The organism is Streptomyces sp. CB02414 (genome assembly GCF_001905385.1).
Taxonomy (GTDB): Bacteria; Actinomycetota; Actinomycetes; order Streptomycetales; family Streptomycetaceae; genus Streptomyces.
In genome coordinates this window covers 263,037-279,868 of sequence record NZ_LIPF01000002.1, presented here as the reverse complement: position 1 = coordinate 279,868, position 16,832 = coordinate 263,037, and the positions used below count along the sequence as shown (strand labels likewise).

The following is a 16,832-nucleotide window of genomic DNA, read 5'->3' as shown; positions in this document are numbered from 1 at the left end:
ACGCGGTGCCGGGGCGACTGCGTTCCGCTCTCCCCGGGCCGTTCTCATGGGCCGTACGGGCGGTGACTCACCTTTTGACGGCGCACAGCAGGCCGTCGCCCACCGGCAGCAGTGACGGCACCAGTTCCTGACTCTCCCGGACCGCGCGCAGGAGTTCCCGCAGCCGCAGTACCTCGGTGGGCTGCGGTCCGGAGTCGATCGTCCGGCCGGTGCCGAAGACGCCCTCGAAGGCGACGAGGCCTCCGGGGCGCAGCAGGCGCAACGATTCAGCGAGGTAGTCGAGGTACTCCAGACGGTCGCCGTCGCAAAAGACGAGGTCGTAGCCGGCGTCCGCGAGCCGGGGCAGGACGTCCAGGGCGCGGCCCGGGATGAACCGGGCCCGGTTGCTGGCGAAGCCGGCGGCGCGGAAGGCCTGCCGGGCGAACTGCTGGTGTTCCGGCTCCGGGTCGACCGTGGTCAGTACGCCGTCCGGCCGCATTCCTTGCAGCAAATGGATACCGGAGACGCCGCAGCCGGTGCCGATCTCCGCGACCGCCTTGGCGTCCACGGCGGCGGCGAGCAGTCCCAGCGCGGAGCCCGTGCCCGGGGTCACCGAGCGCAGGCCCGCCTCGCGGGCCCGGTCGCGTGCCCAGAGCAGCGCGTCGTCCTCGGCGACATAGGCGTCGGCGAACGCCCAGCTCGTCTGCCGGTTGCCGGTAATGACCCTCTCCTGTCCCCGTCGTTGCCTCGGCGTGACTGTATCCGTTGGCGTCGGGAACCCGCAGATGGGACCGGTCGTTTAAGGGGAGAGCAAACAGGGACGACCGGACGGCCGGACGCGACGGGGGCAGCGAAGTGGGCCAGTGTGCCGAGCAAGTGCTGACGCAGCCGTACGAGCCGTGTCAGCCCAGATCAAATTTTCGTAAAACCGCTTATCCGGAGCTAACGGGCGAGGTGGCTATGGTAGGGGCTCCACTGGACACCACCAGAGCCGACAGGGGAGGTGCGGCCGCACCCGCGGATCGGGGAGGAGTGCTGCGGCGCTTCCTCGGATCGGCAGGCAGGCCGAAATCCGTGAACGACACCGCTGCTGACCACAGCCACGCCGACCGTCCCGGCACGGGACACACCCAGACCGCGACCTTCACCAGCGACGCGGACGGGCAGGCGTGGACTCCGCCCACCTGGGAGGAGATCGTCAGCACCCACAGCGGCCGCGTCTACCGCCTCGCGTACCGCCTCACGGGCAACCAGCACGACGCCGAGGACCTCACCCAGGAGGTCTTCGTCCGCGTCTTCCGGTCCCTGTCGACCTACACGCCGGGCACCTTCGAGGGCTGGCTGCACCGGATCACCACCAACCTCTTCCTGGACATGGTCCGCCGCAAGCAGCGCATCCGCTTCGACGCCCTCGGCGACGACGCGGCCGAGCGGCTGCCCAGCAAGGAGCCCACCCCGCAGCAGGTCTTCCACGACGCCCACTTCGACGCGGACGTCCAGCAGGCCCTGGACACCCTCGCGCCCGAGTTCCGCGCGGCCGTCGTCCTGTGCGACATCGAGGGGCTGTCGTACGAGGAGATCGCCGCGACCCTGGGCGTCAAGCTCGGCACGGTCCGCTCCCGGATCCACCGCGGCCGCTCCCAGCTGCGCAAGGCACTCGCGCACCGCTCTCCCGAGGCGCGTGCCGGGCGTCGCTCGTTCGCGGCCCGTGTTCCCGCACTGGGAGGAGGGGGCACGAGCGCGTGAGTGGGTCACGTCCTGAAGCCGAGGGACACCTCGCAGAGCAGCATCTGGGAGACCGACTCTCCGCCCTGGTGGACGGGGAGCTCGGTCATGACGCGCGTGAGCGCGTACTCGCGCACGTCGCCACCTGCCCGAAGTGCAAGGCGGAGGTCGACGCGCAGCGCCGGCTGAAGAACGTCTTCGCCGAAGCGGCACCACCGGCTCCGTCCGAGAGCTTCCTGGCCCGCCTCCAGGGGCTGCCGGGCGGAGGCGACACGGACGGCGGTGGTTCGCCACTGGACGGCCCGGGATTCTCCGCGGGCTTCGACGGCGTCTTCGGGACGAAGCGGGGTGAGCGGTTCGAGTTCGGCTACGTCCCCGCCCGGCCGCACTCCCCCCTGCCGGCGCCGCCCTCGCTGGGGCGCGGCTTCCGCATCCACGACGTGAGCAGGCACGAGGCCGAGCGGTCGTCCTCGCGCGGCCTGCGGTTCGCGTTCGCCGCCGCCGGAGCGGTGTCGCTGGCCGCGATCGCGCTGGGCGGTGTCACCGTCGGCACCCCGGACACCACCACGGAGGCCCGCGGCTCCGGCAGCGGCAGCAATGCGACCCCGGCGCGCAGCCAGGGCGCCGGCGCGGCCACGACCTCGGAGGGCCAGCGCCGCCGCTCGGGCACGCCGCTGCTCGCGCAGGGCCAGGGGCAGGGGGCGCTGGGCGACACCCCCGTCGCCCCCACCGAGGTGTCCGCGCCGTTGCTGCCCGGACTGCCGGCCCCCGCGGGAGCCGATCCCCGGGAGCAGACCGTGCGCGCGCTGACCACTCCGATGACGGCCGGTGCCGCCGCCGTGTCCCCGCTGATACGTCCGCTCGAAGCGGTTCCGCCGCTCGCCCTGACGTCCTGGGCCGCCGCCGACGTCAGGCCGCCCGGTCTGCTCGCCGCGCCCGTCCCCGACCCGCTCGCGTCCCCCTACCCCGGGGCGACCCCTGCCGCCTCCCACCGTCCGGCCCCCTGACCGGGATCTGCGCACCGGCCCGGGAACCTGATTGAATCCCGGGACGGCACCAGAGCCCTTGGAGCCGACGATCTGCGGCCAGCTGTGGGGGAGAAGATGAACGAGGGGAAGCCCACGAAGGCGAAGTGGTGGAGCCGTCCCCGCTCGTCCGACGACGCGACCGACGGCGACTTCGAGCTGCAACGCCCTCGCACGGCCCGCGCCACCGTCACCGGTGACGAGGCGGCCGGCGAGGGCGACTTCGAGCTCGAACGCCCGGCAGCCGCCGCGGGCGACTACGAGCTGGACCGGCCGACGGCCGTGCCGGACGGCTCCGCCGACGCGAGCCCGCGTGCGGCCACGGCCCCGCATGCCGACCCACGCCGGACCGGCATCGAGGACACGGGCGTAAGCGCGACCAGCGGCGCCGGCACGAGCACCGGCACCCGCACGGCCACCGACGCCGACCCACGAGCCACCGGGACCACCGCCACGCCCAGCGCCGCGCCGGGCGACACGGCAGCACACACGACGGTGCCCGCCGATGCTCCCGCGCACGCGGCCACGCCTGCCGATGCCCCGGCCCGCACGGTGGTGCCCGCCGATGCTCCCGCCCGCACGGCGGTGCCCGCCGACGCCCCGGCGCACGCGGCCACGCCTGCCGATGCCCCGGCCCGCACGACGGTGCCCGCCGACGCTCCCGCCCGCACGGTGGTGCCCGCCGACGCTCCCGCCCGCACGGTGGTGCCCGCCGATGCTCCCGCGCACGCGGCCACGCCTGCCGATGCCCCGGCCCGCACGGCGGTGCCCGCCGAGGCCCCCGCCCGCACGGCGGTCCCCGGTGGCGCTCCCGCCCGCAGCGACGTGAACGGCGAAGCCGCCCGCCCCACCGGCACGGATAACGGCGCTGGAGCGGCCGGTGACCTCGCTGGTGAGGCGTCGGTGGCCGAGCGCCCCAGGCCGCTGCACGACCCCGACCCGTACAGCACCCCTCCGTACGGCGAGCCCGGCCCCTGGGCCCCCGCACCGCCGGTGCAGCATCCGGCGACCACGCCGGCGCACGGCACGGTGGCGGCGGCGTCCCGCACCACCGCCGGCCCCGTGGCACCGCCCCCCGGCGCGCTGCCCGACCCGGCGTTCGCCGATGCCCCGCCGCCCGTACCGCAGGCGTCCGGCGTTTCCGGCGCGTCTCCGGCCCCCGCGGTGCCGTCCCCGGCCCAGCCCCTGGCGGCGGCGCCCGACCCGGCGTTCGCCGATGCCCCGCCGCCCGTGCCGTCGGCGAGGCAGCCGGCGCCGGTGTCCGAGGTGCCGGCCGAACCCGCCGCACCCCTCGCCCCCGCGGTGCCGTCCCCGGACACGCTGTCCGACCCGGCGTCCGCCGGCGTCCCGGCGGGAGCCGGGAGCGGCGGGGACGGAACGGACCCCGGCCCCTGGGGGCGCTACGACCCCTGGGCCGCCTCGGCCGCCGCCTCCCTCCAGCAGAACGGCGCGGCCGTGCCCACGCGGGACCGGCGGCGCAGGCGGGCCAGGAAGACGCTCGTCGGCGGGGCGCTGGTCATCGCGCTCGTTTCCGGCGGCATCGGCGGCGTCGTGGGCGCCTACCTCGAACGCAACGGCGGCGTGGGCACGGTGGAGCTCCCGCAGGCCGGGAAGGAATCGGCCGAGCGGGCGCCGGACAGCGTGGCCGGGATCGCCGCCCGTGCCCTGCCCAGCGTGGTGACCCTGCACGTCAGCGGCAGTGACGGCGCGGGCACCGGCACCGGCTTCGTCCTCGACGACCGCGGCCACATCCTCACCAACAACCACGTCGTGGAGCCCGCCGGCTCCGGCGGCGAGATCACCGTCACCTTCAACAGCGGCGACACCGCCGAGGCCACGGTCGTCGGCCGGGACGGCGGGTACGACCTCGCCGTGGTGAAGGTGAAGGGCGTCAGCGGCCTCACCCCCATGCCCCTCGGAAACTCCGACAACGTCCGGGTCGGCGACCCCGTGGTCGCCATCGGCGCCCCCTTCGACCTGGCCGGCACCGTCACCTCCGGCATCATCAGCGCCAAGGAGCGGCCGATCACCGCGGGCGGCGAGGAGGGCGACGGCAGCGACGTGTCGTACGTCGACGCCCTGCAGACCGACGCGCCGATCAACCCGGGCAACTCCGGCGGCCCCCTCCTGGACGCTCAGGGCCGGGCCATCGGCATCAACTCCGCCATCCGGTCCGCCGACGGCGGCGGCGTCGAACCGGACGGCGGTCAGGCCGGCTCGATAGGGCTCGGCTTCGCCATCCCCATCAACCAGGGCAAGCGCGTGGCCGAGGAGCTGATCAACACCGGCGAGGCCACCCACCCGGTCATCGGCATCACCCTCGACATGGCCTACGCGGGCGACGGCGCCCGGGTGGCCGCCAAGGGCAGCGACGGCGGCCCTCCGGTCACTGTGGGCGGCCCGGGCGACAAGGCCGGCATCGAAGCCGGCGACGTGATCACCGCCGTCGACGGCCGGCGCGTGCACTCCGGCGAGGAACTCATCGTCAAGACCCGCGCCCACCGCCCCGGCGACCGCCTGGAACTGACGCTGGAACGCGACGGCAAGGAGACGCAGGTCTCACTGGTCCTCGGCTCCTCCGGCGGTGACTGACCGCCTCGCGGTCCCGACAAGGGACCAGGAAGGCAAACAATTCGGAAAGCGCCCGCATACACCCACTCGGGGCTCACGGGACGGTACCGGTCGGACGGGATCGACGGGTACCGTGGTGGCGGCCCGGACATCCCAAGGAGCTTCAGGTGTTCAATGACATAGGCGCACTCGAGCTGGTGACACTCGTCGTCCTCGCCGTGCTCGTGTTCGGCCCGGACAAGCTCCCCAAGGTCATCCAGGACGTGACCCGCACCATCCGGAAGATCCGGGAGTTCTCGGACAGCGCCAAGCAGGACATCCGGCAGGAGCTGGGCCCCGAGTTCAAGGACTTCGAGTTCGAGGACCTCAACCCCAAGACGTTCATCCGCAAGCAGCTGGACAACGACGAGCTGGGGCTCAAGGAGATCCGCAACGGCTTCGACCTGAAGAAGGAGATGGCCGAGGTCGCCGACTCGGTGCACGGCCGTGAGCCGGAGTCGTCGTCCGCCTCCTCCTCGTCGTCCTCGTCCGGTTCCACTTCGACGGGTGGCCGTGTCGACATGTCGAAGAAGCCCGAGGCCCCCGCCCGCGACGACCGCCCGCCCTTCGACGCCGACGCCACCTGAGCCGACTCCCGCACCACCCACCCCGTACGTGACACGTATCACGTACGGGACGGGGCGTACGAGGCCCGAAGACGACGCCCGCGCGACCCACGCGCCGGGCGGTTTCCCGGTTGCCGCCGGTTAGGTGGCTATGCTGCCCGAGTTGTTGTGCGGACCGGACGAGTGCGCCCGAAGGGGGGCGGGCCTTCCGGACCGACGAGAGCGAGGAGGCGTCCGGGCACATGGAGACGACGAGTCAGGCGGTCGCGCAGACGCCGGGCGCGGAGGATGGACAAGAGGTCCCCTCCGCCCGGCGGACGATCGACGGCTACCTGCGTGCGCCCTTCCCGTGGTACGGCCTCGACGAGGCCTTCACGGGGCGGCGCTGGCTGATGCAGGTCGGCACGGCGGCCGACGGAACCGTGGAGCACGGCTCGATCGGGCACGGCGACGAACCGTCGGTGCGCAACGAGCACGTGTCCGGTGACGACCAGGACGCCAAGGAGAAGTTCGCGGTCGTCGTGACCGTCGCGGCCAACCCCGACCGGCGCAGTGCCGACGGCACGGGACTGCTGGAGGCCACCTCGGTGTCCTCCGCGGCCTGGCTGGCCGGGGTGGGGCTGCTGTCCTTCACCTGGCCCGGCCAGATGGACCACGCCCTGCGGGACGACTGGCTGGAGCAGCAGACGGAGACCGCGTGGGTCCTCGCGGACGACCTCGACGGGGCCGACTGGACGACGCTCTCCCTCCCCGTGGACGGCGTGCCCACGTCCTTCCACTACCGGGAGTCCGAGTTCGGCTGGGTGCTGGCCGGCTCCACCGAGCAGGGCGTCCACCTCGGGGCGTACGGGCGCGGGATGAGCGCGTACGGGCTGGCCTTCGCCGTGGTGAAGGACATCGCGGACTACGCCTGACCCCGGACGTCCGAGCTCGACGCGCGAAAGGGGCGCCGTCCACCCGGACAGCGCCCCCGCCTTCGTACGGAGCCGTACGGTCCCGTACGGAACGTCAGAACTTGTTCTTCGGCGTGATCCCCAGCGACAGCCCCGAGAGACCGCGCTGACGCCCGCCCAGCTTCCCCGCGATCGAGCGCAGCGCCGCGCCGGCCGGGGAGTCCGGGTCGGACAGCACGACGGGCCGGCCCTCGTCGCCGCCCTCGCGCAGCCGGACGTCGATCGGGATGGAGCCGAGGACCGGGACCGAGGCGCCGGTCGTGCGGGTCAGGCCGTCGGCCACCAGCTGGCCGCCGCCCGTGCCGAACACGTCGACCATCTCGCCGCAGTGCGGGCAGGGCAGCCCGGACATGTTCTCGACCACGCCGACGATCTTCTGGTGGGTCTGGACGGCGATGGCGCCCGCCCGCTCCGCCACCTCGGCGGCGGCCTGCTGAGGGGTCGTCACGACCAGGATCTCGGCGTTCGGCACCAGCTGGGCGACGGAGATCGCGATATCACCGGTGCCGGGCGGCAGGTCGAGCAGCAGGACGTCCAGGTCGCCCCAGTACACGTCGGCCAGGAACTGCTGGAGCGCGCGGTGCAGCATCGGGCCGCGCCAGACGACCGGCGCGTTGCCCGGGGTGAACATGCCGATGGAGATGACCTTCACGCCGTTGGCCGAAGGCGGCATGATCATGTTCTCGACCTGGGTGGGCCGCCCGTCGGCGCCCAGCATGCGCGGCACGGAGTGGCCGTAGATGTCGGCGTCCACGACACCGACCTTGAGGCCGTCCGCCGCCATCGACGCGGCCAGGTTGACCGTCACCGAGGACTTGCCGACGCCGCCCTTGCCGGAGGCGACCGCGTAGACGCGGGTGAGGCTGCCGGGCTTGGCGAAGGGCACCTCGCGCTCGGTCTGGCCGCCGCGCAGGGCGTTCGCCAGCTCCTTGCGCTGCTCGTCGCTCATCACGTCCAGCTCGACGTCGACGCGCGTGACACCCTCGACCCGCGACACCGCGTCCGTCACGCGCTGCGTGATGGTGTCCCGCATGGGACAGCCGGAGACCGTCAGGTACACGGCGACCGCGACCGCTCCGTCCGCGCCGATCTCCACCGACTTGACCATCCCGAGCTCGGTGATGGGACGGTTGATCTCGGGGTCGTTCACCGTCGCCAGTGCTTCGCGCACCGCGTCTTCCGTAGCCATAGGGTCGATGGTACGGCGCCGCCCACGGGGCACGGAAAGCCCCGTCAGCGGTCGTGTACGTCACGCCCCGGAGACCGATCCGCCGGGAATACCCCGCGGTCGGGGTGATGGCCGTTCTGCCGCTCCTCCAGGTCCCTGAGCACGTCCTGGAGCTCCGAGCGGATCCAGTCCCGCGTCGCCACCTCGCCGAGCCCGATGCGCAGCGCGGCGATCTCCCGGGTCAGGTACTCGGTGTCGGCGATCGACCGCTCGTTCTGCTTGCGGTCCTGCTCCAGGTTGACCCGGTCCCGGTCGTCCTGCCGGTTCTGCGCGAGCAGGATCAGCGGGGCGGCGTAGGAGGCCTGGAGCGACAGCATCAGGGTCAGGAAGATGAACGGGTACTCGTCGAAGCGCAGGCCGCTGGGCGCGGACACGTTCCACACCACCCACAGGATGATGACGACGGTCATCCAGACGATGAACCGCCCGGTGCCCAGGAAGCGCGCGACGCGCTCCGACAGCCGGCCGAAGGACTCCGGGTCCCACTCCGGCAGCAGCCGCCGGCGCGGCGGGCGGGGCTGGTCCAGCCGGGCCCGCACCCGGGAGGACGCGGTCGCTCCCGACGCGGCACGCTCACGGGTCGTCGTCTCGCGCTCAGGCACCATCGGCGCCCACCTCCCCCGCCGTCTCCTCCAGGTGGTACTCGGTCTCCCGCCAGTCGTCGGGCAGCATGTGGTCCAGTACGTCGTCCACGGTGACCGCGCCCAGCAGCGACCCGGAATCGTCGACGACGGGCGCCGCGACCATGTCGTACGCGGCGAAGAACCCGGCGACCACGGGAAGCGCGGCGTCCGGGTCCAGGGGTTGCAGGTCGTCGTCGATGATCGAGCCGACCAGGGTGTACGGGGGGTCGCGCAGCAGGCGCTGGAAGTGGACCGTGCCCAGGTACTTGCCGGTCGGGGTCTCCTCGGGCGGGCGGCAGACGTAGACCTGGGCGGCGTGCGCCGGGGACAGGTCGGGGTTGCGGATGCGGGCCAGGGCGTCGGCGACGGTGGCGTCGGGACGCAGCACGATCGGCTCGGTCGTCATCAGACCGCCGGCCGTGTGCTCCTCGTACGCCATCAGCCGCCGCATGTCGGCCGCGTCGGAGGGCTGCATCAGGCTCAGCAGCCGTTCCTTGTCGTCCTCGGGCAGCTCACCGAGCAGGTCGGCCGCGTCGTCGGGGTCCATCGCCTCCAGGACGTCCGCGGCCCGCTCCTCCTTCAGCTTGCCGAGGATCTCGATCTGGTCGTCCTCCGGCAGCTCCTCCAGCACGTCGGCCAGGCGGTCGTCGTCGAGGGCGGCGGCGACCTCGGCGCGGCGCTTGGCCGACAGGTGGTGCAGGACGTTGGCGAGGTCGGCGGGGTGCAGCTGCTCGAAGGTGGCGAGGAGGTTCTCGGCGCCCTGCCCCTGCTCCTCCATGGAGAAGCCGGTGACGCCGGACCACTCCACGGTGAGCGTCTCTCCCTTGTTGCGCCGGAAGGTGCCGCCCTTCTTCCCCTTGCGGACGAAGACCTTGTCGATCTCCCAGTCCCGGCGGGCCGGCAGCTGCTGCACGGCCAGGTCGAGGACGGTGACCTCCTCACCCGTCTCGGTGAGGGTGACCCGCCGGTCCAGCAGTTCACCGAAGACCAGGCGCTCGGTGGGGCGCTGCTCGAAGCGCCGGACGTTCAGCACGCCGGTGGTGATGACCTGGCCGGACTCGATACCGGTGACCCGGGTCATGGGCAGGAAGATGCGGCGGCGCGTGGTGAGTTCGACGACCAGGCCCAGCACCCGAGGGGGTTTGCGGCCGACGCGGAGCATGACGACCAGATCGCGGACACGCCCCACCTGGTCGCCGGCCGGGTCGAAGACGGCGATGCCGGAGAGGTGGGAGACGAAGATCCGGGGGGCGCCCGCTGCCATGGCCGCGGCTCCTTTTCCTGTGTGAGAGCTGTTTCGTACGGTGTCTCTTTTCCGAATTGCCCGCTCGGACGGGCTTCAGGCTAGCCCGTCCCGAACGGCTCCGCCCTGGTGGCCGGTCCGGACGGACTGGCTCCGTTCGCCGTCCGGGGCCCCGGTACGCTGCGGTACGCCGCCAGGGCCTGTGCGACAGCTCCCGGGTGCCCGGCCGGCTCCTTGTCCGCCCGTGTCAGAAAGGCAGCCCCTTCTGTGTTCGTGACTCCCCGGCGCCGATTCCGCAGGGCCGCACTGATCGGCGCCGTGTGCGCCCTGACGGTGGCGGGAGCGGGGCTGACGGGATGCAGCAGCGAGGATCCCGACGCGGGCACCAACGGCCTCGGCAAGCTCCCCGCCGACAAGATCCACGCGAAGGCCCGCTCGGCCGCCGGTGCCGCCGAGGCGGTGCGCCTGCACGGGTCCGTGGAGGCCGGCGGCGGCACGTACACCCTCGACATGCGGCTGAAGTCCGACGGCGGGACCGGGTCCGTGGCCGCCGAGGGTGCGACGTTCGGGCTGCTGCGCGTCGGCGACCAGCTCTTCCTCAAGGCCGACGCCGGGTTCTGGAGCCACGACGGCGGGGACGCCAAGGCCGCCGGGAAACTGGCCGGCAAGTACGTGAAGGTGCCGGAGAGCGACCCCGTGTACAAGAAGTTCAGCGGGTTCACGGACAAGGACGTCCTCCTGGGCGGTCTGCTGGCCCTGCACGGCACGGTGGAGACCGACGGCCGCCACGAGCAGGCGGGCGTGCGCACCATCCGCATCACCGGCGACCAGGGCGCCGGCGGCTCGCTGGACGTCTCCCTGGAGGGCACCCCGTACCCGCTGCGCCTGGTCCGCGCGGGCAGCGCCGGCACACTCAGCTTCTCGGACTGGAACAAGGACTTCGCCCTCGAGGAGCCGGCGAAGGACGACACCCTGGACTACGGCAAGCAGCTGCCGACGTCGTGAGGTGGGCTAGCGGCGTTTGCGGCGCTTGAGCAGCAGCAGCCGCGGCAGCCCCGCCGGGACCGGCCCGCGCGTCGTCGCCGGGGTCGGCAGCGGGGCCTCGGCCAGCGAAGCGTCGGGCAGCGGCGCCGTGGCCCCCGTCGGCTCCAGGCGCAGTACCCGGCACTCACGGGCCCAGCGGTCGGTCATCGCCTCGCCGTCCGGGGCGTTCAGCCGCTTGCCCTTGAGGCCGGCGACCGCCGCCTGCCACGCCTCGGACCCGGACGGCAGCTCCACCACCCGTGCCGCCCAGGAGACCAGTCGGCCTCCCTTGTCCTTGCTGCGCACGGTCACCTCGGCCGCGGCCCCGTCGGCCAGCCCCGGAAGCGGCTGCTCGCCGGGACCGTCGCCGACGACGAGCGCCGCGCCCTCGTGCCAGACGTGCCACAGCGCGCGGGCGGGCACGCCCGGCCCCCGGACCCAGATGAGGCCGGACTTCTTCGTGGCCTCCTCGACGAGGGCCTGGTCGAGCAGCTCGCTTGTCATGCGCTCAGCCTATCCACGGGTGCCGTGGCCGGCTCAGAGCCAGCCGTTGCGCTTGAGCGTGCGGTGGATGCCCAGACAGATGGCCACGGTGACGCCGATGACCATGGGGTATCCGTACTTCCAGTGCGTCTCCGGCATGTGGTCGAAGTTCATGCCGTACACCCCGCACACCATCGTCGGTACGGCGATGATCGCCGCCCACGAGGTGATCTTGCGCATGTCCTCGTTCTGCGCCACGGACGCCTGGGCGAGGTTGGCCTGGAGGATGGAGTTCAGCAGCTCGTCGAAGCCGACGACCTGCTCCTGCACCCGGGCCACGTGGTCGGCGACGTCCCGGAAGTACTTCTGGATCTCCGGGTCGATCAGCCGCATCGGCCGCTCGCTGAGCAGCTGCATGGGCCGCAGCAGCGGGGCGACGGCGCGCTTGAACTCCAGTACCTCGCGCTTGAGTTGATAGATCCGGCCGGCGTCCGTGCCGCGCGGGCTGCCCTTGCGGCCCGGCGAGAACACCTCCGTCTCGACCTCGTCGATGTCGTCCTGCACCGCGTCGGCGACCGCGATGTAGCCGTCGACGACGTGGTCGGCGATGGCGTGCAGCACCGCGGAGGGACCCTTGATCAGCAGCTCGGGGTCTTCCTGGAGCCGGTGCCGCAGTGCGCGCAGCGAGCCCTGCCCGCCGTGCCGGACGGTGATGAAGAAGTCCCGGCCGGTGAAGCACATCACCTCGCCGGACTCGACGACCTCGCTGTTGGCGGTCAGCTCGTCGTGGTCGACGTAGTGGATGGTCTTGAAGACGGTGAACAGGGAGTCGTCGTAGCGCTCCAGCTTCGGCCGCTGGTGGGCCTGGACGGCGTCCTCCACGGCCAGCGGGTGCAGGCCGAACTCCCGGGCGATACCGGCGAACTCGTCCTCGGTCGGCTCGTGCAGACCGATCCACACGAACCCGCCGTCGCGGCGTACCTGGCGCATCGCCCGGTGCGGGCTCAGCGGCGCCTCGGTCTCGACGCGGGCGCCGTCGCGGTAGACGGCGCAGTCGACGACGGCGGTGGCGGTCGCCGGGTCACGGGTGGTGTCGTAGGCGCCGTTGTCCTTGCGCAGCGAGACGCGGGACGGGCGGACCGCGGCGCGCAGGTCACGGATCATCGACATGGCAGGCTCCTTCGCGACGGGCAGCGAGCGGGGCCGGCGGCGGGTGGAACCACCCGGAATGAGGACGTCCTGGCCGTACGTGCTCGGCACGTCCACAAAGCGGGGAGCACCGCACCGTCGCGGTGGCCGGCTTCGCTGCTGATTCAGCGGCTGACCCGGATCGGTCGACGTCGTCGACGAGGCCGACGGGCCGGATCAGGCAAAACGAGACGAAGTGCTCTTCCGTGTGCGGGCGCGCGGGAGACGGGGAGCCGCGGGGGCGGTGAGCCGGGGCGGCCGCGTCAGCGGCCGGAAGAGCGGGTGGTACTGCACGGTCGACTTCGGTCCATGCCGCCCACCTCCTCCGGCCGGTCCCTCGTGAGGGACGATCGATTCCCTCGTTTGGGAGGGCTCCCCGTAGGGAAGTCTTCAGGCGCCGGGGTCTTGATCGCTGCGCTTCAGCGCGCTGCCCCGAGCCGCTGGCCCAGAGTATCAGTCACCCGACGTGTCAAGGCGCCGCTTTGCCTTGTACTGACGAGTTCTATGCTCGCCGCATGGCTGATGTTCTTCCTCTGGTCGAGGCCCGGTTGCTGAGCGCACTGGGCGAACCGGACGCGCGTGCGGCGGTCACCTTCCTCGGCACCGACCGCATCGAGGTGCTGCGTTTCCCGGGCGGCGGTCAGGAGGGCGACATCGTCCGCTACGCCACCCTGGGCATGTCCGCGCAGCCCATGGCCGACCCCACGGCGGTGCTCGCCGACCCGGTCAAGGGGCCGCGCGCCGAGCTGGTCCTCTCGGTGCGCTCCGGTCGCGCCGACACCGACAAGGTGCTCCGCCCGCTCGCCGTACTGGCGGCTTCGCCGCAGGTGGAAGGGGTCGTCGTGGCGCCCGGTGCGTCACTGGACGTCGGCGAGCCGCTGTGGCCGGGGGCGCCCTTCACCTCGTGCCTCGTCGCCGAGCCCGGTGGCCTGGTGGAGGACCTGGAGCTGGACGCCCCGCTGGACCCCGTGCGGTTCCTGCCGCTGCTGCCGATGACGCCGAACGAGGCCGCCTGGAAGCGCGTGCACGGCGCCCAGGCCCTCCAGGAGCGCTGGCTCACCCAGGGGACGGACCTGCGGGATCCGTCCCGCAGGTCCGTCCCGCTGGAGTGACACAACTCACCGGCTGTCGTCGGTCAGTTGGCGAAGACGGTGACCCCGTCCTCGGTCGCGTGCTTCGGCTCCAGCTCCTCCGCTTCGCTGGTGAGCGCCCGGCGCCGTACGAGTACCACGACCGCGCCGAGCACCGCGGTGACCGCCGCCACCACGAACGGGACGTGGATGTCGGTCCACTCCTCGATCTTCGGCGCGAAGTAGGGCGCCGCGGCGGCCGCGAACCAGCGCACGAAGTTGTAGCCCGCGCTCGCCACCGGACGCGGCGCGTCCGACACCCCGAGGGCCAGCTCGGTGTAGACGGTGTTGTTCACGCCGATGAACGCGCCGGACAGGATCGTGCAGACGATCGCGGTGGTGTGGTTGCCGTAGCCGAGGACCAGTACGTCGGCGGCGAGCAGGACCAGCGAGCCGCCGAGCACCTTCAGCGAGCCGAACCGCTTCTGCATCCGCGGCGCCACGAGGACCGAGAAGACGGCGAGCAGCACGCCCCACGCGAAGAACACCGCGCCGGACTTGTACGGCGTCATGTTCAGCACGAACGGGGTGAAGGCCAGCACCGTGAAGAACGTGTAGTTGTAGAAGAACGCCGAGGCCGCGGCGGAGGCCAGCCCGCCGTGGCCCAGCGCCTTGACCGGGTCCAGCAGCGAGGTCTTGCGGGCCGGCTTCGGCTGTTCCTTCAGGAACGCCGTGATGCACAGGAAGCCGATGGCCATAAGGAAGGCCGTGCCGAAGAACGGATAGCGCCAGCTGGCGTCGCCGAGCAGCGCGCCCAGCAGTGGGCCGCAGGCCATGCCGAGGCCGAGGGCCGACTCGTACAGCAGGATCGCCGCGGCGCTCCCGCCGGCCGCCGCGCCGACGATCACCGCCAGGGCCGTCGAGACGAACAGCGCGTTGCCCAGACCCCAGCCGGCCCGGTAGCCGACGAGTTGGCCGACCGTGTCGGAGGTGCCCGCCAGGCCCGCGAAGACCACGACGAAGGCGAGCCCGAGCAGCAGCGTCCTGCGTCCGCCGATGCGGCTGGAGACGAAGCCGGTGACCAGCATGGCGAGGGCGGTGATGAGGAAGTACGAGGTGAACAGGAGGGAGACCTGGCTGGCGCTCGCGTCCAGGCCCTTGGCGATGGACGGCAGGATCGGGTCGACGAGCCCGATGCCCATGAAGGCCACGACGGACGCGCCGGCGGTCGCCCACACCGCCTTGGGCTGCCGCAGGATGCCGCCCGCACCCGAGTCGAAGGGGTCCATGCAGTGCTCCAATGCCGACGTCTGGTTGGTGTATACACATAGTAAGTTAGCGATGCTAATTAATGCAAGATACATCTAGTTTCGGCCGGTCAGCCCTGCCGCCCGGATGGGTGATCGTCCTTGACGTGGGGGAGCGAGGGTAGGACCGTGGGGCTCTATGAGGGGCGAACCCAGTTGCCCGAAGTGTGGTGGCCGGGTCAGGGCTCCCGGCCTCTTCGCCGATACCTGGCAGTGCGACCTGCACGGCACGGTGCACCCGTTGCAGCCCGTGCTCCCGCCCAGCGTCGAGGCGCTCGGCGTCGTCGTGCACCGCACGCAGGTGCCGGTGTGGATGCCGTGGCCGCTGCCGGTCGGCTGGCTGTTCACCGGCGTGGCCTGCGCGGGTGACGACCGCAGTGGCGGCCGGGCGACCGCCGTGGCCTGCTCCGGCCCCGGTCCGCTCGGCGGTGCCGGAGAGCTGATCCTGGTCGCCGAGGAACTCGGCGTCGGCCTCGGTGCGCGGTACGCGGGCCTCGACGCGCCGGACCCGGGGCCGTACATGAACGTCGAGAAACCGCCCCAGGCGAAGGTGCTGGCCGCCGGCCGCCCCACCCCCCTCTGGCACGTCTCCGGAGCCCCCGTCGACCGCGCGGTCTTCGCCGGGGAGGCCCTCGGGATGTGGCTGTGGGCCGTCGCGTGGCCGGAGCAGGCCGCGCTTCTGATGTACGAGGAACTGGTGCTGACCGACCTGCGGGACGCGGGCGCCGAGGTGGACCTGGTGCCCTGCGGGGCGCTGTCGCCGCGGCTGCTTCAGCCGTAGCCCTCGGGGTCGGTGGGCGAGAGCCGGTGTGTAGTGGGCGCCGGCCCCGTTCGGGTGTGACAGTGGTGGTCCGAGTTCCGGTTATCCTTGAGCGTCCCCTTCCGTCCCGTCACCGCTTGGAGTCAGCGTCGTGCGCATCGATCTGCACACCCACTCCACCGCGTCCGACGGCACGGACACCCCGTCCCAGCTGGTCCGCAAGGCCGCCACGGCCGGGCTGGACGTCGTCGCGCTGACCGACCACGACACCACCCGGGGGCACGCCGAGGCCGTAGCCGCGCTGCCCGAGGGGCTCACCCTCGTCACCGGGGCCGAGCTCTCCTGCCGCGTCGACGGCATCAGCATGCACATGCTGGCCTACCTCTTCGACCCCGAGGAGCCCACCCTGCTCGCCGAGCGCGAGCTGGTCCGGGACGACCGGGTGCCGCGCGCCAAGGGCATGGTCGCCAAGCTGAACGCGCTGGGCGTGCCGGTCACCTGGGAGCAGGTCGCGCGCATCGCGGGCGACGGCTCGGTCGGACGGCCGCACGTGGCCACCGCCCTCGTCGAGCTCGGCGTCGTACCGACCGTGGGCGACGCCTTCACCGGGGACTGGCTGGCCGACGGCGGCCGGGCCTTCGTGGAGAAGCACGAGACCGACCCCTTCGACGCGCTGCGGCTGATCAAGGCGGCCGGCGGTGTGGCCGTGTTCGCGCACCCGGCCGCCGCCAAGCGCGGGCGTACGGTGCCGGAGGCCACGATCGCCGACCTGGCCGCCGCCGGGCTCGACGGCATCGAGGTCGACCACATGGACCACGACGCGGACGCGCGGGCGCGGCTGCGGGGGCTCGCCAAGGAGCTGGGGCTCCTGGTGACCGGGTCCAGCGACTACCACGGCAGCCGGAAGACCTGTCTGCTCGGCGAGTACACGACCGACCCCGAGGTGTACGGGGAGATCACGCGGCGGGCGTTCGGGGCCTTCCCGGTGCCGGGAGCCGGCGGAGTCTGAGCCGTACTCCCCGCCCGCCCACCTTCACTTCTCCCGCAAG

Annotated in this window: 16 protein-coding genes; 9 read left to right on the top strand and 7 right to left on the bottom strand. The window is 72.5% G+C overall.

The genetic code is table 11. From position 1 onward, the window contains the following. Positions 1-67 precede the first annotated feature (67 nt). On the bottom strand, positions 68-766 hold the full coding sequence (locus AMK11_RS07395; protein WP_073724461.1) for an O-methyltransferase: 699 nt from the start codon (positions 764-766) through the stop codon (positions 68-70). A gap of 287 nt (positions 767-1,053) precedes the next feature. On the opposite strand from AMK11_RS07395, the gene sigE reads away from it, so the two are divergent. From sigE to AMK11_RS07370, 5 genes are all read left to right on the top strand, one after another. Continuing rightward, positions 1,054-1,725 (top strand): RNA polymerase sigma factor SigE, encoded by a 672-nt coding sequence (gene sigE / locus AMK11_RS07390; protein ID WP_073724459.1) that lies wholly within the window; start codon positions 1,054-1,056, stop codon positions 1,723-1,725. Then, complete coding sequence (locus AMK11_RS07385; RefSeq protein ID WP_073724457.1) at positions 1,722-2,711, top strand: anti-sigma factor family protein; 990 nt, start codon at positions 1,722-1,724, stop codon at positions 2,709-2,711. Before sigE ends, AMK11_RS07385 begins: the two co-directional genes overlap by 4 nt. Before the next feature lie 570 nt (positions 2,712-3,281). Then, positions 3,282-5,321, top strand: a complete 2,040-nt coding sequence (locus AMK11_RS07380; RefSeq protein ID WP_443333925.1) for a trypsin-like peptidase domain-containing protein — start codon at positions 3,282-3,284, stop codon at positions 5,319-5,321. A 146-nt stretch (positions 5,322-5,467) separates the two neighbouring features. Next, entirely contained in the window at positions 5,468-5,926 is a 459-nt protein-coding gene (locus AMK11_RS07375; protein WP_073724455.1) for a sec-independent translocase, read from the top strand. A gap of 221 nt (positions 5,927-6,147) precedes the next feature. Next, on the top strand, positions 6,148-6,819 hold the full coding sequence (locus AMK11_RS07370; protein WP_073724453.1) for a hypothetical protein: 672 nt from the start codon (positions 6,148-6,150) through the stop codon (positions 6,817-6,819). A 94-nt stretch (positions 6,820-6,913) separates the two neighbouring features. Here the strand turns inward: AMK11_RS07370 and AMK11_RS07365 are convergent, their stop codons facing one another. From AMK11_RS07365 to AMK11_RS07355, 3 genes are read right to left on the bottom strand one after another with little or no spacing between them, the layout of a single operon-like run. Further along, on the bottom strand, positions 6,914-8,047 hold the full coding sequence (locus AMK11_RS07365; RefSeq protein ID WP_073724451.1) for an Mrp/NBP35 family ATP-binding protein: 1,134 nt from the start codon (positions 8,045-8,047) through the stop codon (positions 6,914-6,916). Between the two features lie 44 nt (positions 8,048-8,091). Further along, complete coding sequence (locus AMK11_RS07360) at positions 8,092-8,691, bottom strand: DUF1003 domain-containing protein (protein WP_073724449.1); 600 nt, start codon at positions 8,689-8,691, stop codon at positions 8,092-8,094. Further along, positions 8,681-9,973: a magnesium transporter MgtE N-terminal domain-containing protein gene (locus AMK11_RS07355; RefSeq protein WP_073724447.1), complete on the bottom strand. Its 1,293-nt coding sequence runs from the start codon at positions 9,971-9,973 to the stop codon at positions 8,681-8,683. The genes AMK11_RS07360 and AMK11_RS07355 overlap by 11 nt, the downstream gene beginning before the upstream one ends. A 246-nt stretch (positions 9,974-10,219) precedes the next feature. On the opposite strand from AMK11_RS07355, the gene AMK11_RS07350 reads away from it, so the two are divergent. Next, positions 10,220-10,957, top strand: coding sequence for a hypothetical protein (locus AMK11_RS07350; RefSeq protein WP_073724446.1), 738 nt, complete (start codon positions 10,220-10,222; stop codon positions 10,955-10,957). Between the two features lie 6 nt (positions 10,958-10,963). Here the strand turns inward: AMK11_RS07350 and AMK11_RS07345 are convergent, their stop codons facing one another. Both AMK11_RS07345 and AMK11_RS07340 read right to left on the bottom strand, forming a co-directional pair. After that, entirely contained in the window at positions 10,964-11,479 is a 516-nt protein-coding gene (locus AMK11_RS07345; RefSeq protein ID WP_073724444.1) for a hypothetical protein, read from the bottom strand. Positions 11,480-11,512: 33 nt separating this feature from the next. Beyond that, a complete protein-coding gene (locus tag AMK11_RS07340) occupies positions 11,513-12,628 on the bottom strand; it encodes a magnesium and cobalt transport protein CorA (RefSeq protein ID WP_073724442.1) in 1,116 nt (371 codons plus the stop codon). Between the two features lie 533 nt (positions 12,629-13,161). Between AMK11_RS07340 and AMK11_RS07335 the strand changes: the two genes are divergently transcribed. Continuing rightward, positions 13,162-13,758 carry a suppressor of fused domain protein gene (locus tag AMK11_RS07335; protein ID WP_073724440.1) on the top strand — a complete coding sequence of 199 codons (597 nt, stop codon included), beginning with the start codon at positions 13,162-13,164 and terminating at the stop codon, positions 13,756-13,758. 23 nt (positions 13,759-13,781) lie between these two features. Here the strand turns inward: AMK11_RS07335 and AMK11_RS07330 are convergent, their stop codons facing one another. After that, the gene (locus AMK11_RS07330) at positions 13,782-15,005 is read right to left on the bottom strand and encodes an MFS transporter (RefSeq protein WP_073724438.1); all 1,224 of its coding nucleotides are present in this window, start codon (positions 15,003-15,005) and stop codon (positions 13,782-13,784) included. A gap of 157 nt (positions 15,006-15,162) precedes the next feature. On the opposite strand from AMK11_RS07330, the gene AMK11_RS07325 reads away from it, so the two are divergent. Together AMK11_RS07325 and AMK11_RS07320 are read left to right on the top strand one after the other, a co-directional pair. Then, positions 15,163-15,804 carry a DUF6758 family protein gene (locus AMK11_RS07325; protein ID WP_073724437.1) on the top strand — a complete coding sequence of 214 codons (642 nt, stop codon included), beginning with the start codon at positions 15,163-15,165 and terminating at the stop codon, positions 15,802-15,804. 130 nt (positions 15,805-15,934) lie between these two features. After that, positions 15,935-16,792: a PHP domain-containing protein gene (locus AMK11_RS07320; protein ID WP_073724435.1), complete on the top strand. Its 858-nt coding sequence runs from the start codon at positions 15,935-15,937 to the stop codon at positions 16,790-16,792. Positions 16,793-16,832 lie beyond the last annotated feature (40 nt).

What these genes read in the sequence shown, in the direction of transcription:
- AMK11_RS07340 (WP_073724442.1), bottom strand. Translation starts at nt 12,628, where the DNA reads ATGTCGATGATCCGTGACCTGCGCGCCGCGGTCCGCCCGTCCCGCGTC.
- AMK11_RS07360 (WP_073724449.1), bottom strand. Translation starts at nt 8,691, where the DNA reads ATGGTGCCTGAGCGCGAGACGACGACCCGTGAGCGTGCCGCGTCGGGA.
- AMK11_RS07355 (WP_073724447.1), bottom strand. Translation starts at nt 9,973, where the DNA reads ATGGCAGCGGGCGCCCCCCGGATCTTCGTCTCCCACCTCTCCGGCATC.
- AMK11_RS07345 (WP_073724444.1), bottom strand. Translation starts at nt 11,479, where the DNA reads ATGACAAGCGAGCTGCTCGACCAGGCCCTCGTCGAGGAGGCCACGAAG.
- AMK11_RS07325 (WP_073724437.1), top strand. Translation starts at nt 15,163, where the DNA reads ATGAGGGGCGAACCCAGTTGCCCGAAGTGTGGTGGCCGGGTCAGGGCT.
- AMK11_RS07335 (WP_073724440.1), top strand. Translation starts at nt 13,162, where the DNA reads ATGGCTGATGTTCTTCCTCTGGTCGAGGCCCGGTTGCTGAGCGCACTG.
- AMK11_RS07330 (WP_073724438.1), bottom strand. Translation starts at nt 15,005, where the DNA reads ATGGACCCCTTCGACTCGGGTGCGGGCGGCATCCTGCGGCAGCCCAAG.
- AMK11_RS07365 (WP_073724451.1), bottom strand. Translation starts at nt 8,047, where the DNA reads ATGGCTACGGAAGACGCGGTGCGCGAAGCACTGGCGACGGTGAACGAC.
- AMK11_RS07370 (WP_073724453.1), top strand. Translation starts at nt 6,148, where the DNA reads ATGGAGACGACGAGTCAGGCGGTCGCGCAGACGCCGGGCGCGGAGGAT.